The organism is Rhodopila sp. (assembly GCF_965277825.1).
In the GTDB taxonomy this organism is placed as follows: domain Bacteria; phylum Pseudomonadota; class Alphaproteobacteria; order Acetobacterales; family Acetobacteraceae; genus Rhodopila.
The window spans coordinates 5,085,618-5,105,548 of sequence record NZ_OZ255846.1; the positions used below are offsets into that span (position 1 = coordinate 5,085,618).

Annotated in this window: 19 protein-coding genes; 7 read left to right on the plus strand and 12 right to left on the minus strand. The window is 64.6% G+C overall.

The window, feature by feature from the left end:
- From ACQY4T_RS24500 to ACQY4T_RS24510, 3 genes are read right to left on the minus strand one after another with little or no spacing between them, the layout of a single operon-like run.
- Complete coding sequence (locus ACQY4T_RS24500; protein WP_428535990.1) at positions 1-996, minus strand: Gfo/Idh/MocA family protein; 996 nt, start codon at positions 994-996, stop codon at positions 1-3.
- The gene (locus ACQY4T_RS24505; RefSeq protein ID WP_428535992.1) at positions 993-1,661 is read right to left on the minus strand and encodes an HD domain-containing protein; all 669 of its coding nucleotides are present in this window, start codon (positions 1,659-1,661) and stop codon (positions 993-995) included. The genes ACQY4T_RS24500 and ACQY4T_RS24505 overlap by 4 nt, the downstream gene beginning before the upstream one ends.
- Positions 1,662-1,680: 19 nt before the next feature.
- Positions 1,681-2,187, minus strand: coding sequence for a hypothetical protein (locus ACQY4T_RS24510; RefSeq protein ID WP_428535994.1), 507 nt, complete (start codon positions 2,185-2,187; stop codon positions 1,681-1,683).
- A 171-nt stretch (positions 2,188-2,358) separates the two neighbouring features.
- On the opposite strand from ACQY4T_RS24510, the gene ACQY4T_RS24515 reads away from it, so the two are divergent.
- The gene (locus tag ACQY4T_RS24515; protein ID WP_428535996.1) at positions 2,359-3,228 is read left to right on the plus strand and encodes an SMP-30/gluconolactonase/LRE family protein; all 870 of its coding nucleotides are present in this window, start codon (positions 2,359-2,361) and stop codon (positions 3,226-3,228) included.
- On the opposite strand, the gene ACQY4T_RS24520 is transcribed toward ACQY4T_RS24515, so the two are convergent.
- Both ACQY4T_RS24520 and ACQY4T_RS24525 read right to left on the minus strand, forming a co-directional pair.
- Positions 3,222-3,503 carry a cell envelope biogenesis protein OmpA gene (locus tag ACQY4T_RS24520; RefSeq protein WP_428535998.1) on the minus strand — a complete coding sequence of 94 codons (282 nt, stop codon included), beginning with the start codon at positions 3,501-3,503 and terminating at the stop codon, positions 3,222-3,224. The genes ACQY4T_RS24515 and ACQY4T_RS24520 overlap by 7 nt on opposite strands.
- Before the next feature lie 88 nt (positions 3,504-3,591).
- Positions 3,592-4,998 (minus strand): alpha,alpha-trehalose-phosphate synthase (UDP-forming), encoded by a 1,407-nt coding sequence (locus ACQY4T_RS24525; RefSeq protein WP_428536000.1) that lies wholly within the window; start codon positions 4,996-4,998, stop codon positions 3,592-3,594.
- Between the two features lie 200 nt (positions 4,999-5,198).
- On the opposite strand from ACQY4T_RS24525, the gene ACQY4T_RS24530 reads away from it, so the two are divergent.
- From ACQY4T_RS24530 to ACQY4T_RS24555, 6 genes are all read left to right on the plus strand, one after another.
- Positions 5,199-6,251 (plus strand): glycosyltransferase family 4 protein, encoded by a 1,053-nt coding sequence (locus ACQY4T_RS24530; RefSeq protein ID WP_428536002.1) that lies wholly within the window; start codon positions 5,199-5,201, stop codon positions 6,249-6,251.
- Between the two features lie 94 nt (positions 6,252-6,345).
- Complete coding sequence (locus ACQY4T_RS24535) at positions 6,346-7,950, plus strand: GMC family oxidoreductase (protein ID WP_428536004.1); 1,605 nt, start codon at positions 6,346-6,348, stop codon at positions 7,948-7,950.
- Positions 7,947-8,708, plus strand: a complete 762-nt coding sequence (locus ACQY4T_RS24540) for an SDR family NAD(P)-dependent oxidoreductase (protein WP_428536006.1) — start codon at positions 7,947-7,949, stop codon at positions 8,706-8,708. The genes ACQY4T_RS24535 and ACQY4T_RS24540 overlap by 4 nt, the downstream gene beginning before the upstream one ends.
- A 72-nt stretch (positions 8,709-8,780) precedes the next feature.
- Positions 8,781-10,358 (plus strand): glutamine-hydrolyzing GMP synthase, encoded by a 1,578-nt coding sequence (gene guaA / locus ACQY4T_RS24545; RefSeq protein WP_428536008.1) that lies wholly within the window; start codon positions 8,781-8,783, stop codon positions 10,356-10,358.
- Positions 10,359-10,623: 265 nt separating this feature from the next.
- Entirely contained in the window at positions 10,624-11,478 is an 855-nt protein-coding gene (locus ACQY4T_RS24550; protein WP_428536010.1) for an alpha/beta fold hydrolase, read from the plus strand.
- A 96-nt stretch (positions 11,479-11,574) separates the two neighbouring features.
- Entirely contained in the window at positions 11,575-12,825 is a 1,251-nt protein-coding gene (locus tag ACQY4T_RS24555; protein WP_428536012.1) for a flavin-containing monooxygenase, read from the plus strand.
- Here ACQY4T_RS24555 and ACQY4T_RS24560 read toward each other — a convergent pair.
- The 7 genes from ACQY4T_RS24560 to ACQY4T_RS24590 all read right to left on the minus strand — a co-directional run bounded on the left by ACQY4T_RS24560 (position 12,809) and on the right by ACQY4T_RS24590 (position 19,930).
- Positions 12,809-13,315, minus strand: a complete 507-nt coding sequence (locus tag ACQY4T_RS24560; protein ID WP_428536014.1) for an aromatic-ring-hydroxylating dioxygenase subunit beta — start codon at positions 13,313-13,315, stop codon at positions 12,809-12,811. The genes ACQY4T_RS24555 and ACQY4T_RS24560 overlap by 17 nt on opposite strands.
- Positions 13,316-13,361: 46 nt before the next feature.
- Positions 13,362-14,699 (minus strand): aromatic ring-hydroxylating oxygenase subunit alpha, encoded by a 1,338-nt coding sequence (locus ACQY4T_RS24565; RefSeq protein ID WP_428536016.1) that lies wholly within the window; start codon positions 14,697-14,699, stop codon positions 13,362-13,364.
- 93 nt (positions 14,700-14,792) lie between these two features.
- Positions 14,793-15,698, minus strand: coding sequence for a VOC family protein (locus tag ACQY4T_RS24570; RefSeq protein WP_428536018.1), 906 nt, complete (start codon positions 15,696-15,698; stop codon positions 14,793-14,795).
- Between the two features lie 120 nt (positions 15,699-15,818).
- Positions 15,819-16,859, minus strand: coding sequence for an ABC transporter ATP-binding protein (locus tag ACQY4T_RS24575; protein ID WP_428536020.1), 1,041 nt, complete (start codon positions 16,857-16,859; stop codon positions 15,819-15,821).
- Entirely contained in the window at positions 16,859-17,875 is a 1,017-nt protein-coding gene (locus ACQY4T_RS24580) for an ABC transporter ATP-binding protein (RefSeq protein ID WP_428536022.1), read from the minus strand. Before ACQY4T_RS24580 ends, ACQY4T_RS24575 begins: the two co-directional genes overlap by 1 nt.
- A 1-nt stretch (position 17,876) precedes the next feature.
- A complete protein-coding gene (locus tag ACQY4T_RS24585; RefSeq protein WP_428536024.1) occupies positions 17,877-18,887 on the minus strand; it encodes an ABC transporter permease in 1,011 nt (336 codons plus the stop codon).
- A complete protein-coding gene (locus ACQY4T_RS24590) occupies positions 18,887-19,930 on the minus strand; it encodes an ABC transporter permease (RefSeq protein WP_428536026.1) in 1,044 nt (347 codons plus the stop codon). The genes ACQY4T_RS24585 and ACQY4T_RS24590 overlap by 1 nt, the downstream gene beginning before the upstream one ends.
- Between the last annotated feature and the right edge of the window lies 1 nt (position 19,931).

Below are 19,931 nucleotides of genomic sequence, written 5' to 3' on the forward strand. Positions count from 1 at the left end.
TCACCCGACGGAGACCGGCGCTCCGCCGGCCGCCGACGCCGCCACCGCCTCGAACACCGCGACACCGTGGATGATCTGATCCAGCGGTGTCGGGAAAGGCCGCTTGGCGACGATGCTGGCAGCGAACGCCTCCAGCTCGGCGTTCAGCATGTTGAAGCCTTGGGTCTCTGTTACCTCGGGGTCACCGGCGCCATGCGCGCCGCCACCGGCCGCCGGGACGAAACGGAACAGCGTCATCGGATGTCCGAGCACCTCGGCGAAGCCCTTGGTGCCATAGACCGCCATGCGGTAGTGCGGTGTCGCGGCGGTAGAGCAGAAGATGTGGCCCGAGGCGCCGTTGGCGAAGCGCAGCAGGACATCGGTGGTGTCATCGGCGAGCGGCGCCGCGCGCCTTGCCACCTCGGCATAAACCTGGCGGATCGGGCCGAACAAATCGATCATCCCATCGACCAGGTGCACCCCGATCGCGGTCATCGCACCCGCCGGCGTCTCCTCGGGACTGGCGCGCCAGGACTCCTGCGCCATGGAGATGCCGGCCAGCGCGGTCTGCTCGGCGCTGATCGTCACCAGGGTGCCCAGCCGGCCACTGCTGACCGCTTGCTTCAACAGACGCATCGACGGATGGAAGCGTCGGTTGAAGCCGATCGCCAACACGACACCGGCGGCGTCGGCCGCCTGCCGCGCACGCGCCGCCTCGGCAAGCGACAGGCTGAACGGTTTCTCGACGAAGACATGCTTCCCGACGGTGGCAGCGCGGATCACCTGACCGGTATGCTGGGTGTGAGGCGTGGCGAAAACCACGGCGTCGATCTGCTTATCGTGCAGCGCCTCCTCCAGTGACCCAACCCAGCGCAGCCCGGCCTCGGCGCAGAACGCGGCAGCGGTCGCCTGGGCGCGGGTCTGGGCGATGGTGAAGCGGATCGCCTCACTGCCGCGCACGCTGTTGACCAGGTTCTGGCCCCACCAGCCAAGTCCGACGATCGCAGCCCGTATCATTCACTTTTCCCTTCGATTTCATCCAGCAGAGCCTGCACGAAGCGCCGCATGGTGCGGGTTCGCGCATCAGCCAGTGCCTGGCCGGCCTCGGTCTGAAAATTCCCCGCCACCCTGAACAGCTTGGCGCCGAAATGGTCCAGTGCGAAGCGGCGGTCGTCCAGATCCCGCCTGCCCGCCGGCGGGTCCGCCGGATCATACAGCCCAGACCCCATGCGCCCGGCCACATAGAAACAGCGGGCAATGCCGATGGCACCGATCGCATCCAGCCGGTCGGCGTCCTGCAGGATGCGCGCTTCCAGCGTTTCCGCCGCTATGCCGGCAGAGAAGCTGTGTGCCTCGATCGCGTGCGCAGCGGCGTCGATCCTCGGTGCTTCCCAGCCCAACCCCGCCAATATGGCGCGCGCTCGGGATGCCGCCAGACGCGAGGCCTGGGACCGCAGCGGCGAGTCTTTTTCCACCGCCACGCAATCATGCAGGATGACGGCCGCGGTCAGCACGGCACGATCACAATCCGCTTCGCGACCAGCGATCGAGGTCGCATTTTGCCAGACCCGCAGCAAATGCGACCGGTCGTGCGAGCCGTCGTCGCCGTCAGGACCCAGCGCCGCCAGCAAGAGCGCCGCGAGCCCCGCCTGATCAGTGAAATTGGCTTCGATCCAGTCCATGCGTCCGCTGCGGCGGCGTTCAGCGATCGCGTTTGCGTTGCGCCACCTTGATCGCCTGGGACACCCGCCCGATCTCGCGCGGGTCGCTTTTGACAGTCGGCCGCGCGCTGACTTTCGGCGCCATACCCTTGTTCGCCGAACGGCCAGGGGCGGGATGCTGCGTGGCCGCGGCAGCGCGCTTGCGCGCCACCGCCTTGCGCATGACCTCGGCCTGGGTCGGTGCGTTCAGTTTGCGCAGCGCCGCCGTCACCCGCTGCAACGCCTCGACCAGCGCCTGAGCCTTGGCCTCGGTCCCGGTGTTGTCGCGCGCCGGGGTGGCGCCGCGAGGCTTCCCCTTGCCGCTGATTTCGCGGCTCTGCTGGCGGCCGATGCGGCGGGCTCGGTCGCGAGCATTGCGCAGCCGTTTTCCCAAGGCCTGAAGCTGATCCTTCGAAAGATTGGCAACGCCGGGTGGCCGGGTCTGATCCACCATCTCGCGTTCCGCCACACTGAGCAGGCGATCGTCGGCGTTGGATGGCTCGTTCATGGCACGGTTCCTATGACAGGCGGCCTATTCAAGCTCTACGAGATCTCGAAACCCACTGGTGTCGCCCAGCCGGATGCAGGATAATCCGCTCTGAAATCGGCGCAATCCGGCAACTGGCTGGATCGGCGACGGATCGGGCGCCGTCAATCTTGGGCGCAGAAGGACAGCCACATGAGTGACTTCGAACTGGTCTGGGACTCGCGCTGCGGCGTGGCCGAGTCGCCAGTGTGGGACGCCGCCGAGCGGCGGGTGATGTTCTGCGACATCGACGGCAAGCGCATCAACGCCCTGTCGATCGACAGCGGAGCCCGCGAATCCTGGGATTTCCCAGACATCGTCGCCAGTTTCGGCCTATGCCGATCAGGCCGCCTGGTGGTCGCCCAGCGTCATCACGTCGTGCTGTTCGACCCGCTATCCGGCGCGCTGACCAATCTCACGGACAAGATTGCCGAGCCGCCGACCAATCGGCTGAACGATGGCAAGGTCGGACCGGATGGCGCATTCTGGGTCGGCAGCATGGACGGCAACTCACCACGCCAGAAGGTCGCCGCGCTGTATCGCGTCACCGCGGACGGTCAGGTGACCAAGCAGGAGGATGGCATTGCCGGATCGAATGGTCTGGCCTGGTCGCCGAACGGGCGGATCATGTATCATTCCGATTCGACGGTCGGAATCATCCAGGCGTGGGATTTCAACCCGGTCACAGGCGCTCGCGACAATCATCGCATCCTGGCGCGCCTCGCCAGTGAGGACGGTCGCCCCGACGGCGCCGCAACCGACGCCGACGGCAACTATTGGTCGGCCGGACCATCGGCGGGATGCCTGAACTGCTTCAGTCCAACCGGAGAGTTGCTGCGCAAATGGCCATTCCCGGTGCCCGGCCCGACGATGCCGTGCTTCGCCGATGGCGGCTTGTACGTGACCTCGCTGCGCGACGGTAAACCGGCCGAGGTTCTGGCCGAGTTTCCCACGCTTGGCGGCCTGTTCCGAGCCGACGCGCCGGCATCCGGCGCCCGGGTCGGACTGTTCGCCGATCAATAAGACCGATACGCCGGCGGATAGTCCTGCCGATAGCGCGGCGGCGGTGGTTGTGGCGTGGTCGCCGCGCCGCCGACCGCGCCAAGCGCTCCGCCAGCCAGTCCGCCCACCAGCGCACCGCTGCCACCGCCGGCCAGGCCGCCCACCGCGGCCCCCGCCCCTGCCCCCAGCAATCCGCCACCCACGGCACGCTGGTTCGGATCATAAGGGTCGGTGCAGCTGACGACCGCCACCGCGATCCCCAGCAGCAGAGCGCCCGTCGCGACAAACCTTGGCATCCCGATCCTCGTTCCTGTAACGACACGCCATATAGGCAGCATCGTCAGCGCCGCCGAGTCGCGGAAACGTCACGATATAGCGACGAACTCAGGAAATCGCGCGCAGGCGCGGTTTCGCCGGCTGGGTATCGGGAACCCCTAAATGGTTAAGGAACACAGAACAGAACTGCCGCGCGGTACTGGTGCGGACCTTTTCGTGCAACGCCTGCCAGCGCTCCCGCCGCTCTTCCAGTTCCATCGCCAGGGCGATATGCATGGCCTCGGCGATCTCGTCGGAATCGTAGGGGTTGACGATCAGCGCCTCAGTCATTTCCTCGGCCGCCCCGGCGAAGCGGGACAGGATCAGCACGCCGGGGTCCTCGGGATCCTGCGCCGCGACGAATTCCTTCGCCACCAGGTTCATGCCGTCGCGCAACGGAGTGACCACCGCGATGCGGGACAGCCGGAAGAACCCGGCCAAGGTGTCGCGCTTGACCGCCCGCGTCATGTAGCGCAACGGCGTCCAGTCGAATTCGGAGTAACGCCCGTTGGTGTCACCGACGATCCGGTCGAGTTCACGCCGCAGACGCTGGTACGAGCCTTGCTCTTCGCGCGATCGGGCCGCGATCTGCAGGAAACTGACCTGTCTGCGATGCTGCGGATAGTTGGCGAAAAACCGGCCGATCGCCTCGAACCGGTTGATCAGGCCCTTGGAATAGTCCAACCGATCGACGCCGATCGCCAGCCCGCCCTTGCTCAGGCTGTCGCGCAGCAACCTGGCATCCGACCCGCGCGCGGCGGTGATTGCCTGTTCCGAGAACGCATCGGCATCGATACCCACCGGATCGACGATCGCGCGCACCGCATGGCCGCGCCAGTTGAAGCGGCCGTCGGGATCAGGATGGACGCCGAAGTTCTCGGCCACGCAGTCAAGGAAGGCGGCGCGGTAGCTGTGGGTATGAAAGCCCACGACGTCGTAGGCGCACAGGCTGTTGAGCAACTCGCCCGATCGCGGCAGGGCATTGAAGATCGACGGCGGCACGAACGGCGTGTGCAGGAAGAACCCGATGCGGTTGGTGACGCCCAGCGCACGCAATTCGGCGGCCATTGGGATCATGTGGTAGTCATGCACCCAGATCATGTCGTCGGGCCGCAACAACGGCAGCAGCGCCGCGGCGAACTGACGGTTCACCGAGCGATAGCCGCCATAATCCTCGGTCTTGAAGTCGAGCAGCCCGAGCCGGAAGTGCAGCAATGGCCACAGCGCGCCATTGGAGAAATTGACGTAGAACGACCGGTAGTCGGCTTCGGTCAGGTCGATCGTGGCGTAGGTGATGCCATCGGACCGCTGAATGTGCGTGGTCCCCGATCCACGCGTGGATCGCCGCCCGCTCCAGCCGAACCACAAGGACCCGGGTCGCAAGGCATCGGCCAGGGCGACCGCCAGCCCGCCGGCCTTGGCGCCGCGTTCCGACGGAAGCGGCACTCTGTTGGAAATGACAACCAGCCGCGCCATTCGCACCCCCAGTATGATCGGGGCCGCCGAGGCGGCGCCGTTTCGCCTGCCTAAACGCAAACCCGGCAGCGTGGTCTCCCTGGCGTGGTCACATCGGTGTGAAGGTGCCGAGTTTGGCGGCTTCATGACAGGTCCGCCGCAAAAAAACCCGATCCGGGCGGCATGACTGGTTGCCTTGGAAGACCGGGAGCCAGCTTATCATGCGTATAGCCCAGATCGCGCCACTGACTGAATCCGTTCCGCCGCGCACCTATGGCGGGACCGAGCGGGTGGTGTCGTACCTGACCGAGGAACTGATGGCGATGGGACACGACGTGACCCTGTTCGCCAGCGGTGACTCCATCACGACCGCGAAACTTGAATCCGCCTGGCCGTGCGCGCTGCGCTTCGACGCCACGCTGCGCGATGCGATGGCACCGCAGATGCTGTTGATGGAGAAGGTCTATCAACAGGCGCAGGACTTCGATGTGCTGCATTGTCATCTGGACTACTGGCCGTTCTCATTGCTCAGCCGGCAGCAGACGCCGTTCATGACCACCCTGCATGGCCGGCTCGACCTGCCGGAACTGACGCGGATCTATGACTGCTTCGCCACCGCGCCGCTGGTCTCGATTTCGGACGCACAGCGCCGTCCGCTGCCGCATGGCAACTTTATCGGCACCGTGCATCATGGCCTGCCGCCCGACCTGCTGACGCCGCAGCCCGGCAAGCGTGACTATCTGGCGTTCCTGGGTCGGATCTGCCCCGAGAAGTCTCCCGACAAGGCGATCCGCATCGCGCGCGCCGCTGGCATGAAGATGAAGATCGCGGCCAAAGTCGACCGGGTCGATCGCGAGTATTTTGAAACCACGATCCGCCCGCTGATCGATGGTCAGCAGATCGAAATGATCGGCGAGATCGGCGACGCCGAGAAGCCAGCGTTCCTGAGCGGCGCCAAGGCGCTGCTGCTGCCGATCGACTGGCCCGAACCGTTCGGCCTGGTGATGATCGAGGCGATGGCCTGCGGCACACCGACCATCGCTTTCCCCGCCGGTTCGGTGCCCGAGGTGATCGATCACGGCGTGACCGGCTTTATCGTCCACGACGAAAGCTCCGCCGTTGCCGCCGTGGCACGGCTCGACCGCCTCGCCACCGGCATCATCCGCGACCGCTTCGAGCAGCGCTTCACCGCCCGGCGCATGGCCGAGGATTACGTGTCCCTCTATCGCCGCATGGCGGTGAAATCCCGGCCGGCGTTGCGGGTTGTGACCTGAATTCAGCTAGGACCGGACAGCTCACGTCTGGTCAACGCCGGCCGGTTCCGCTTCACTGGCCGCTAGAACGGCGGCCAGCAGGGGGAACCGCGGCATGCAAGCGGGCAAGGACTACGACTTCATCATTGTCGGCGCCGGCTCGGCCGGCTGCGTGTTGGCCAATCGCCTGAGCGCCGACCCGAACACAAGGGTGCTACTGCTGGAAGCGGGCGGCAAGGACACCGATCCGTGGATCCACATCCCCGCCGGGTTCTACCGCAACATCTACAACCCTAAGGTCGCCTGGCATTTCGAGACCGAACCGGTTGCGCAACTGAACCACCGCCGCGTCTCCTGGCCGCGCGGCAAGGTGCTGGGCGGATCGTCCTCGATCAACGGTTTGATCTACATCCGCGGCCAACGCCAGGATTTCGACCTGTGGCGCCAACTCGGCAACACCAGCTGGTCGTATGACGACGTGCTGCCGTATTTCCGCAAGGCCGAGGATCAGGAACGCGGCGCCGACGACTACCACGGCGAAGGCGGCCCGCTCGGGGTATCGGACCTGAAGACCGACCATCCGCTACACGACGCCTTCCTGGCCGGTGCGCAAGAGGCGGGTTACCAGCTCAATCCCGACTTCAACGGCGCCGAGCAGGAAGGCGTCGGGCCGCTGCAGTTGACGGTCAAGGGCCGACGCCGGTGTTCCGCCGCCGCGGGTTACCTGAAGCCCATCCGGTCGCGCGCCAACCTGACGGTCGAAATCCACGCGCTGACGCATCGGGTGCTGCTGGACAACCAACGCGCCGTCGGCATCGAATACAGCCAGAACGGCGCAATCTATCGCGCGACGGCCAGAAAAGAGGTGTTGTTGTGCGGCGGCGCGATCAACTCGCCGCAGATCCTGCAACTGTCCGGCATCGGCCCGGGCGCGCTGCTGCAGTCGCTGGGCATCGAGGTGCAGCACGACCTGCCCGGCGTCGGTGAGAACCTGCAGGACCACATCGGCGGCCGCATCATCCACCGTTGCATCGACGGCACGGTGACGATGAACGAAATCTACCACAACTGGCTGCGCCGCCTGTACGCGGGCGCCGAATGGATCCTGGCTCGGAAGGGCCCGCTGATGACCGGCGCTGGACCGATGGGGCTGTTCGTCAAGACCCGACCGGAGCTGGACAGCCCCGACGTACAGTATCAGTTCCTCGCCGGCAGCACCGAAAAGACCGGGGAACCAATGCACCGCTTTCCCGGCTGCACCATGGTCGCCATTCCCTGCCGGCCGGAGAGTCGCGGCTGGCTGCGCATCCAGTCGCCCGATCCGACAAGGCCGCCGGCGATGCAGCCGAACTACCTGTCCACCCAGGCCGACCGCGACACCATCGTCGCCGGCCTGCGGGTGACGCGCCGGATCTTCGACACCGCCAGCCTCCGTCGATACTGCAAGGAAGAGATCTACCCCGGCCCGCGGGCACAAACCGACGAGGACCTGCTGAACCATGTCCGCGCCACCGCCGGCACCACCTTCCATCAGACCAGCACCTGCATGATGGGTCCCGGCCCGAAAGCGGTCGTGGACCCCGACCTGCGGGTCAAGGGTCTGCGCGGTTTGCGGGTGATCGACGCGTCGGTGATGCCAACCGTGGTGTCGGGCAACACCAACGCCACGGTGATCATGATCGCCGAAAAGGGAGCGGACATGATCCTGCAAGCGGCATGAGCCCGATCGAGCAAACATTCGCCGGCAAGGTCGCCCTGGTCACCGGCGCCGGCAAGAATATCGGACGCACCATTGCGCTGGACCTGGCGGCACGCGGTGTGTCCGTGGTGGTCAACGGCCGCAGCGACCGCTCCGCGGTCGATGGCGTGGTCGCCGAGATCAACGCCGCCGGCGGTCAGGCGATCGGCTGCCTGGCGGATGTGTCCGACCCGGCGGCGACCCAATCGATGATCCAGGCAGCGGTGGCGGCGTTCGGCGGCATCGACATCCTGGTCAGCAACGCCGGACTGCGCCGGCAGACCCCGTTCCTCGAGATGTCCTTCGCCGAATGGCGCGAGATCCTCTCCGTCGCCCTCGACGGCGGTTTCATCCTGGCTCGGGCCGCGGTGCCGCACATGCTGGGCCGCGGCGGCGGCGCGATCGTCGCACTGTCGGGAATCTCGACCCATGTCGGCACCCCCAACCGGTGCCACGTGTCGGCGTCAAAGGCCGGGCTGGAGGGCTTGATGCGGGCGCTCGCGGTGGAACTGGCGCCGCACGCGATCACCTGCAACACGGTCGCTCCGGGCGCGGTAAACACCGTGCGCGGGACGTCCGCCGGTGCCCTGCCGAGCAGCCTGCGCGACAGCGGACCGCCTCTGGGGCGCAAGGCCGACATGGCGGAAATTTCCGCCGCGGTGCGGTTCCTCGCCGGCCCCGAGGGGCGTTACATCACCGGCCAGACGCTGCACGTAAACGGCGGGGCTTTCCTGACCTGACACGCGCCGCTTGCAAAGCCGCCGGCCGCATGGTCCAAGGCGGCGGATCAAGCGCTGGGGATGACCCAATCGATGACCGATTCCCTGCCTGATCCGGCGAACACGCCCGAACGCATCCTGATCCTGGATTTCGGCAGCCAGGTGACCCAGTTGATCGCCCGCCGGCTGCGCGAATCCGGGATCTATTGCGAGATCTGGCCGTTCAACGCCGATGCCGCCAGGATCGCCGCCTGGGCCCCGCGCGGCATCATCCTGTCCGGCGGCCCGGCCTCGGTGCACGAGGCGGTATCGCCGCTCGCCCCGCCGGCGGTGTTCGACCTCGGTGTCCCGGTGCTGGGCATCTGCTACGGCGAACAACTGCTATGCCATCAACTCGGAGGCGCCGTAGAACCATCCGAACACCGCGAGTTCGGCCGCGCCTATGTCGAAATCGCCGATGACTGCGCGCTGTTCCACGGCACCTGGGCAAAGGGCGGCCGGGAACAGGTCTGGATGAGCCACGGTGACCGGGTGACCCGCCTGCCGCCGAGTTTCCGGGTCGTGGCGACAAGCGACGGCGCCCCGTTCGCCGCCATCGCCGACGACAGCCGCCATTTCTACGGCGTGCAGTTCCATCCCGAGGTGGTGCACACGCCGCATGGCGCGCAGTTGCTGCGCAACTTCACCCACGAGGTCGTTGGGCTGTCCGGTTCGTGGACCATGGCCGGGTTTCGCGCCACCGAGATCGCCAGGATCCGCGCCCAGGTGGGCGCTGGGCGAGTGATCTGCGGACTGTCGGGCGGGGTTGATTCCTCGGTCGCGGCGGTGCTGATGCACCAGGCGATCGGCGAGCAGTTGACCTGCATTTTCGTGGACCACGGCCTGCTGCGCCAGGGCGAAGCCGAGCAGGTGGTGGAAACGTTCCGGGAACGGTTCAACGTTACGCTGGTGCATCGCGATGCCTCCGAGCTGTTCCTGGGCGCGCTGGAAGGGATCAGTGACCCTGAAACCAAGCGCAAGACGATCGGGCGGCTGTTTATCGAGGTGTTCGAGCAGGAGGCCGGCAAGATCGGCGGCGCCGACTTCCTGGGTCAAGGCACCTTGTATCCGGATGTGATCGAAAGCGTCAGCTTCACCGGCGGTCCATCCGTTACGATCAAGTCACATCATAATGTCGGTGGCCTGCCGGCGCGGATGCGGATGAAGCTGATCGAGCCGTTGCGCGAATTGTTCAAGGACGAGGTCCGCGCGCTGGGCCGCGAGCTTGGCATGCCGGAGGCGATCATCGGGCGGCATCCGTTTCCCGGGCCTGGGCTGGCGATCCGCATCCCCGGCGCGGTGACGCGGGAAAAGGCCGATCTGCTGCGCCGGGTGGATGCGATCTACCTTGAGGAGATCCGCCTGGCCGGGTTGTATGACGCGATCTGGCAGGCGTTCGCGGTGCTGTTGCCGGTGCGCACGGTCGGCGTGATGGGCGACGGCCGCACTTACGATATGGCCTGTGCATTGCGCGCGGTCACCAGCACCGACGGCATGACGGCGGATGTCTATCCGTTCGAGATGGCGTTTCTGACCCGGGTTGCCGGGCGGATCGTCAATGAGGTCAGGGGGGTCAACCGGGTGACCTATGATATCACCAGCAAGCCGCCGGGGACAATCGAGTGGGAATGATTTTGGTCCGTCCGGAGGCTATCCCGCAGCGTCCCAAAGACCCAAACACCTCCCAAACAGAACCCGGCATGATCACCGTTGCCTGATCAGGGAGACCGGTTCGGCCTTGGTCACATACGTCGAGCAGGACCATTGTCGCCAGTGCCGGCGTCGGACCATTTGCCGGGGGCGCCCTCGCCGCCCAGCTGGAACCGCTCAATTGGTGACACACCGGGCCATCTGGTTTGTTGTAGAAAGGTTATTGGTCAGGTCATAGGAGCAAGACATGCCGTTCATCGCATCGAATGGCCTTACCGAGGCGGACACCAGCAAGACCATCGCGGCCGGTGGCATGACGGTGCACTATCACGATGTCGGTTCGGGGCAGCCGGTGCTGTTCCTGCACTCTTACGGTCCCGGCACCACAGCGTGGATCACGTTCTACAAGGCGGTCGGTGTGCTTTCGCAGCATTTTCGTTGCATCCTCATGGACATGCCGAATTTCAGTAAGACAGGCCCTATTGTCTACCAGGAGGGCGTGCACGCGCTGCAGGCTCGGACCGCAGTCGCCTTACTGGACGCGCTCGGCATCGAACGGGCGAAATGGGTTGGCAACTCGCAAGGCGGGCAGTCGGCGATGGTGGCGGCCATCAACCACGCCGAACGGGTCGAGAAGTTCGTCATGGGCGGTTCACATATCGGCACCGGCGGTGATCGCTACCTGATGGCCAATCGCCCGTCGGAGGGCAGCCGGGCCACCCGCGATGCGATCGATGACCCAAGCCGCGAGAACATCCGGCGTTATCTGCGCGTCCATATCGACGATGAGAACCTGGTGACCGATGAGCTTGTGGACTACATCCACCATGCATACACGTGGTCGCCCGAGTTGATGGCGGCCCGGAGCAAGTCGGTCAGCGTGCCGCACGACTACACACCCGAGCTTGCCGGCATTCAGGCGCCGGTACTTCTGATTCATGGGCGATACGACAGGATGGTTGCGTTCGAGATAAGCATCGCGATTCTGAACCATGTTGCCGACTCCCGGGTCGTTCTGCTGAACAACTGTGGGCACTGGGCGCCGTTCGAGAAGCCGGCGGAGTGGACGGCTCATGTCCTGACCTTTTTGCGGGGCTACTGAAAACGATCGTGCCCGAAAGCGTCCCAACCCTGTGCACCACTTCGGGTCGTAACTACAGGAGAACGATGATAGCAAAGTCGGGAAGGGCAGCCGACCGTGTCGATTGAGCAAGTCAATACCTTGATTGTTGGCGGGGGTCAGGCCGGGCTGGCAATGAGCGAGCAACTGACAAGGCGAGGCCTGCCGCACGTCGTTTTGGAACGCCACCGAATTGTCGAGCGCTGGCGGACGGAGCGGTGGGACGGATTGCACGCGAACGGACCGGCCTGGAGTGACAGCATGCCGGGCCACCCGATCCCTGGGGTCCAGCCCGACGCTTTCGCGACCCGCGACCAGATCGTGGATTATTTTATTGCCTACGCCGCAGCGATCAAAGCGCCGGTGCGATGCGGCGTGGAGGTGAGGACCCTAGTCCAGCGCGAAAACGGCGGCGGTTTCTGCGCGGAAACCTCACATGGGCCGATCGACGCAGCCAGCGTGGTCGTCGCGACCGGGCCGTTTCAACGCGCCGTGGTCCCCGCCATCGTGCCGCCGGACGCGGGAATGATCCAGTTGCACGCGAGCGGATACCGCAATCCAGGCCAGCTTCCCGACGGCGCGGTGCTGGTGGTCGGGACCGGCTCCTCGGGCGCGCAGATCGCCGAAGAACTGTTGCGGGCGGGACGCCAGGTTTATCTGTCCGTCGGTCGGCATGTCCGGCCACCCAGACGCTACCGGGGGCGTGACTTCGTCTGGTGGATGCACCAGCAGGGGTTGTGGCACCTGCCCGTCGGCGAGCTAGCGCCAATGCACGTCCCGCTCGCGTTCAGTGGCGCCTATGGCGGCGTTTCCGTCGATTATCGAGCGCTGGCCGCGCGCGGGGTGGTGCTGGTCGGGCGGGCGGAAGGGTTTCGCGATGGGGTGATGTCTTTCGCCGCTGATCTGGCGGGAAGCCTGGTGGCGGGCGACGCGTCGTGCCTCGCCTTCTTGAACCAGGCAGATGCGTTCGCGGCTGAACAGGGTCTTGAGCTTCCAGAAGAACCCGAGGCGCGAGTCATCGCACCGGATCCGACGTGCGTAGTTGATCCAATCCGGGAGTTGCAGCTGCGCGACGAGGGGATTGGTTCAATTATATGGGCGACGGGTTATACGCTAGATTTCGACTGGCTGCGGGTCCCGGTGTTCGATGAACGCGGCGCGGCGATCCATCGCCGGGGGGTGACGGAGGTACGTGGGCTGTATTTTCTGGGACTGCCATGGCTGTCCAAAAGGACGTCGTCGTTCATTAGTGGAGTCGGGCACGACGCAGCCTGGCTAGCCGGTTACATCGCCGCGGCCGGGAGCGTGCAGGCTACAGGAAAACGCTGAGGTTCTTGTCCAGCAGCACGTTCGCATCGAGCACAATCATGCGCCTAGCGACTTTCCATACCCCATCGACCTTCCGCAGCACATCCTCCCTGCATCCGGACAACAACTGAGAATCCGTCTCCAGATGGGAGCGGTAAACCATGAAGGCCGTCCTTGCCTGCACCTCACCGTTGTCCAGCTTGTCCGCCTCCAGGTTGCCGACCAGGTGACGGGTGCGCGACGGCGGTTCCTCCGCCCATGCCATCCCGGTGTCGAGCCGGGTCACCCGCATCTCCAGGTAGCGCTTGTCCTCCTCCAAAATTGCCAGGTCGCCGAGTGACGTCAGCTCTCGCTGCAACTCTCGCCGCGGAACGTTCTTGCGCCGGGGCATGAAGTACAACACGTCGTCGGTGAAGATATCCAGCCACTCTCGGAACTTGCGTTCGTCCAGCAACCAAGCCTCCCGGATGTAGAACGGCATCAGCTCCAGCCACAGTAGCTGTTGTGGCATGATGCCCCCTGCACCGCCCGCCCTCGCTTGTTCTGTCGTCACTGCGCTAACCCTGCATCGTTGCGGTGCCGTCGAACCGCGCCCGGATTGGTTCCAGCGGGATGTCGGCCCAGCTTTGCGCGTTCATGAACTGCTGCCAGCGCATATAGAACAGGCGCTGGTTGTTCTCCGAAATGTATCGTTCGGAGATCAGTCCCGGATAGTCCGGATGCTGCGCCTCGTGCCCCACGCCCATCGACAGGTCCTGGGGAAGATGACGGGACATGCGGCTGGTGCTCGACTCGGTCACCTGACGCCAATTGTCGACGTCGTCCTGCTCGAACATTCCCGCGGCGCCATTATTAGCCTGGCTGCCGATCCGGATCACGCGTTTCAGTTCCTCGGGCGCATCCCGGTCCAGCAGTACGAAGTGCCAGAACTCGGTCTTCAGCGGACCGCGCGGCAAGGCCAGCCGGAACCCGAGGACCCCGTTTGGGAAGATGGAATGATTGCCAAGCTGTACCCCGCGGGCACGCAGCGGGCCGAGCCGCCGCTCGACCTCGACCATCGTCGAGGTATGGTAATCCTCAAACAGTCGCATCGTCTCGGTCGACACGCCGTGCAGGTATCGCGGCATGTTGTCGTTACCATCCCGGAACGTGAGCGCGTGCCCGTTGACAAAAACATGCTTGTTGGGGCTCTCGAACTGATCCGCATGCGACAGCCGAGGCCTGCCCAGGAAACGGCTCTGCACCGCGGCGCTGGAGAGATGACTGGTGGGGACGTGATAGTTGTCCGAGCAGTTGTCCACCATTGTCTTCCAGTTGGCGGGCTCCAGCCATTTTGTCGGGCCCAGGGCCTGCATGCCGCCGTCCCGCCGATTGAAAACGGTATCAAGATACCACCGCGCGTCGCCCAGATACGCCTCCAGGCTCGGTGCGTCCTTGGCCCAGGTCGCGAAGATGATTCCCGCGTAAGTCTCGAGGCGCGCCTCGATGAGACCCAGGGATCGAAGGTCGAGTTCGTTATAGTAGGCCTCCGACTCGCCCGGGACGTGTTCCAGGGTGCCGTCGTTACGATAGGTCCAGCCATGATAGGCGCACATGAAGCGTTTGGCATTGCCATCGTCGCACCGCGCGACGCGGTTGCCGCGGTGCCGGCACATGTTCAACAGCGCGTGCAACTTTCCCTGGCCATCGCGGGTCAGGATGACCGGGTCTTCACCCATGTAGGTGTGGAAATAGTCATCGACCTCAGGCACCAGGCTCTCGTGTCCGATCATCAGCCAGGCGCGCCCGAAAATCTTCTCCATTTCCTCATCGTAGATCGCCTGGTCGCTGAAGATGCCGCGGTCGATTTTACCAGTGGCCGGGTCGATGACGGCGTATTTTTGAGTGGTCCCCATCGCTGCATCCTCGCTCGCGGGGTGGCATTGTCAACACAACCAGTTTACGATTGCCAAGATCTCGGAGCCATGGTTTCGCCCGTTCGAGAAGGTCTAACCGCGAGGACCGTGGCCCCATATGCTGGTGGCGCGATAATCTTGCACGGTCCATTTACTCTCGTCGTCGATAGTACGCCCGCCCCACCCGTATTCAATATTGAAGCCGGACGGCGACACCACGTAGAATGAAATCATCAGATCGTTGGTATGGCGGCCTAGACGGCCTGTTTCGATACCGCGTTGCTGCATGATGTCCATCGCTGCCCCAACATCGTCCAGCGACTCGACTTCCACCATGAAGTGCTGCAGCCGCTTTACCCCTGAGGCGAGCCCTGGCACCAATGCCATCGAATGGTGCCTGGGATTCACATGGGTGAATGTCAGTGCCACCGTCTTGCCACCGCGCTCGACATGGATGTAGTCGGTCAGCTTTACACCGAGACCAAGCATGTAGAAGCGCAATGTCTTGTCGGTGTCGTCAGCCTTCAGCACGATATGGCCGAGGCCGAGCTCCTGCGCCTTGAAACGGCCGATGCCGCGCGGCGACAGGAGCGGTGTCCGGTCGAGTAACGGCCCGTGGAAGACTTCGACTGTGAGGCCATCGGGATCCTTGAAGCGGATAAGGCCGAGGGCCATTCTCGCGGCGGCATCCTCGCGCGTCGCTTCGGTCACCTCGACGCCCATCGCGCGCACCTGAGACGCGATATCGTGCATCGCATGCGCGTCCTTGGCTTCCCACCCAGTGTGCAGCAGGTCGTCTTCACCGGTCGGGAAAAGAGCAAATCGTTGGTGGTGATCGTCGATTCGGAAATAAATTTCACCGCGAGGGCCGGCGCCGTTTTCCTGTAAGCCGAGAGCTGACGTGGCAAAGTCACGCCAGCCGAGCAAGTCGGAGACGCCGATACCCAGATAGCCAAGCTGAGTTACTCCGGTGCGTATACGTGGTGACTCGGATTTCATAATGGCTCCTTCTCGGACAGGTCGATGATCTGGCCGTCCGTAAGTTTACCTCTTAGGTGGCGTCGTTGCCCAGAACAGCGGTTGATGAGGTGGCAGGTTGACCTAGGGGGTTCGCAAGCGTCAGGAAGGCGTCGGGGCGCCCACGCTGAGGATGCGTTCGGATTCCGCCTGAAACCGGTCGAACATGTCGGAGGGTCGGCGCATCGCCTTCAGCTCCTCGTGGCGGATGCAATGCACGCGGTGGTTGTTACCCAGATCGACTGAAGGCGGGATCGCCGTTTGGCAGGCGCCGATCACGAACGGGCAGCGGGACGCCAGGAAGCATCCGGTCGGCAGGTTGATCGGGCTCGGGATTTCGCCGGACAGGCTGACATCGAAGTGTTGCTGCAGGTCGGGATTGGGCAACAAGACGGACGACAGCAGTCCGACGCTGTAGGGGTGACGTGGCTGGGCGAACAGGCTGGCGGCCTCGCCTTGCTCGACGATCATGCCGAGATACATGACGGCGATGCGGTGGCTGACGAAGCGCACGGTGCTGAGGTCGTGCGAGATGAACAGATAGGCGGTGCCGAGCTTTTTCTGGATGCCGACCAGGAGTTCGATGATTTCGGCGCGGGCGGTGGGATCGAGGGCGGAGGTGGGTTCGTCGAGCACCACCAGCTTAGGACGGGTGATCATGGCGCGGGCAATGCCGACGCGTTGCTGCTGGCCGCCGCTGAGTTCGGCGGGGTAAAGCTGCAGGGTGCGGCGGGCGAGTCCGACGAGCTCCAGTGCCTCCAACACGCGTTCGGATCTTTTCTTGGATGACACGCCGAGTGCGGTCAGCGGTTCGGCGATGCAGGCGCCGATGCGCATTCTGGGGTCCAATGCGTCGGCGGGTTCCTGGAACACGATCTGGATCTGACCGCGCAATGAGGCCGAGTTTTTTCGCCGCGTGGTCAGCAGGTCGGTGCCGTTGAAGCTGATGCGGCCGCTGGAGATGTCCGTCAGGCCAAGAATGGATCGCCCGACGGTCGTCTTGCCGGAACCGCTTTCGCCGACGATGCCAAGAGTCTCGCCGGGCTCCAGGGTGAAAGAGATGCCGTTGACCGCCTGGACGACATTGCGCGAGCCGGCGATCGGAAAGTGTTTGACGAGCTGGCTGACCTCGAGCAGCGGCATCAGCGTGACACCGGGAAATGGCAGCGAACGAAGTGACCGGAAGCGAGTTCGTGCAGGGCGGGGCGGTCGCTGCGGCAGCGTGGCTGGGCCAGGGGGCAGCGGGCTACGTAGGGGCAGGCGGTTGGTTCGCTGGTTGCTCCCGGCAGGGGTTCGGGGCGGGCCCACATCTGGCGCAAGCGCTGATTATAGGAGAACGCAGCCATCAGCATGATCGTGTAAGGATGGGCGGGGCGGAAGAAGAAGTCCTCGCGGGCTGCAAGTTCCATGATCTCGCCGTTGTAGATCACGGCGACGCGGTCGCAGAAATGCGCGGTGATGCCGATGTCGCGCGTGATGAACAGCATGGAGCTGCCGCGATCCTGGGCGAGGCGGCGGAGCAACTGCAGGATCTGTGCCTGCACGGTGACGTCGAGGCCGCTGGTGGCGTCGTCTGAGACGATGAATTTTGGCGAGCAGATCAGGGCAATGGCGATGACGATGCGCTGGGCCATGCCGCCGCTCATTTCATGCGGAAAGGCTTGCATCCGGCGCCCAGGATCGGGGATCTGCACGGCGCGGAGGATGTCGAGAGCGAGGCGGTGTGCGTCCCGCTTAGGAACTTTCAGGTGGACACGGGCAACATTGGCGATTTGCTCGCCGACCGTGAGCAGCGGGTTCAATTCGCTGCGCGGGTTGGGCACGATCATAGAGATGTCGCGGCCGCGCATGCGCTGCATCTCGACCTCCGGCAGGGGCATCAGGTTCTTACCTTCGAAGACCAGTTCTCCTGAGGCGATGCGGCCGGGTTCGGGCGGGAGGCGCAGCAGGCTGCGGGCGAGGGTGGTCTTGCCGGCGCCGGATTCGCCGACCAGGCCGAAGATCTCGCCGCGTTCGATGCGCAGATCGAGGTTCCTGATTGCGACTCTGGGGGTGCCGGTTATGGCGGGAAATTCGACCGTCAGGCGGGTGACGTCGAAGGTGGGCGGGGCTTTGGTGGTAGGCGCTTCGGTCTGGAAGTGGTCGCTTAGTTCCAGCATGTCAGCGTCCGATTCTGGGATCGATGGCGACGTAGATCAGGTCGACCACGAGGTAGACGACCAGGGAGAAGATCGCGGAGAACAGGACGAAGCCCAGGACTGGGTAGATGTCGGAATTCAGCACGCCCTGCACGGCGTATTGGCCGGCGCCCCCCCAACTGAAGACGATTTCCACCAATACCGCGCCCCCGAGCAGATAACCGTAGAGGACGCTGATGATGGTGACGACGGAGGGCAGGGCGTTGCGTAAGGCGTGGCGCACCACCATGCCGTGGGGCAGGCCGGACAGCACCTCGTAACGGCTGAAATCGGATTGCAGCATCCGGTCCATGGTGGACTGGGTCATTTTCAGGATCGGTCCGGCGTTGATCAGACTGAGGGTCAGGACGGGCAGGCACAGGTGACTGAGCGCGGACCAGAAGGCGTCCCAGTTGCCGGCCAGCAGGCTGTCGACCAGCAGAAAGCCAGTGACGGTGGGTGGCGGCAGGATGGCGAAGTCGATGCGGCCGAGTGGGGCGGGGACGACCTGGAGGACGGTGTAGAACAGGAAGATCAGCACGAGCGCCAGCCAGAAGTCGGGCAGCGAGCCAGCGGTGAGGCCATACAGTCCGGCGGCTCGGGCCACGATGCCTTTTTCATTGAATGATGAGGCGATGCCGAGCGGTATGCCGATCAGGATGGCTCCCAGCAGGCCCAGGGTGACCAGTTCGAGGGTCGCTGGGAAGCGCTGCAGCAGGTCATCGAGAACCGGCCGCGTGGTCTGCCAGGAGGTGCCGAGGTCGCCGTGGATCAGGTCGTTCAGGAAGTGGACGAACTGGATAGGCAGGGAATGGTCGAGACCGAGCTTGGTGCGCAGGCCGGCGACTGATTCGGCGGAGGCCATGGGACCGAGCATCAATACGGCCGGGTCGCCGGGGACGGATTTGATGAGGAAGAAGCTGACCAGAAGGATGCCGAACAGTTGCGGCACAATGAATAGCAAGCGATGGCCCAGGAAGGAGATGATCCGCATCAGACATTCCTTGCCATTCTTGCGCTGTCCCCGCGCGTTGCCGTTCCTGCGTGGTCCCCACGCGTTGCCGTTCCTGCGTGGTCCCCACGCGTTGCCGTTCCTGCGCTGTCCCCATGCGTTGCCACTCGGGCGCGGTCGCAGAGGCTGACGTCACGGATCAGCCGACGCACTTTGACTGGGTCGCCGAAGACCTCGACGCTGTTGCCGACCAGGGAGAAGCCAAAGACGGTGGTGGCCAATGCCAGGCCGGGAAAGACTGACGGCCACCATTCGCCGGTTACGACGTTTTGGAAGCCGGTGGCGATCATGCTGCCCCACTCCGGGCTCGGGGCGCGCACACCGGCGCCGACGAAGCTGAGGCCGGCGGTCAGCAGGATCGACCAACCGACGTTGACCGAGAGCTGAGCGAGAGCGGGTCCCATGGCGTTGGGGATGACGTGGCGCAGGATGGTCTGCCGGTCGGACAGGCCGGCGACCATGGCGGCCTCGACGTAGCGCATGTCGCGGATGCCCATCACCTGGGAGCGCATCAGGCGCAGGTAGATCGGGATATTGACGAAGGCGATGGCGAAAACAACGGTCTGGATGCTTTGGCCGAGGCTGGCGACGAGGGCGATGGCAAAAACGAAGACCGGGAAGGCTTGCAGCACGTCGGCGAGGCGCATGATCAGGAAGGCGATTTTGGAGCGGATAGTGCCGGCTCGGCTGTAGTAGCCGACCCAGGCGCCGAGCAGACAGCCGACCGTAGCGGAGATCAGGGTGCCCAGGACGGCGATGGTGATGTCGATCCGTGGGCCGTACAGGACACGCGAGAAGATATCCATGCCGACGGCGTCGGTTCCAAGCCAATGGAGGTGGTTGGGGGGCTGCAGGAACTGGGCTGGATCGGCCTCGATCGGGTTGTAGGGGGCGATCAGCGGAGCCAGTGCTCCGGCCAGGATGGCGACGCTTACAATCAGGTAGCCGAGGGCGAAACTGGGGCGTGCGGCGGCGATGCGCAGTGCGGTGCGCAGGCGCGACGGCTGGCTCGCTAAGGGTGGCATG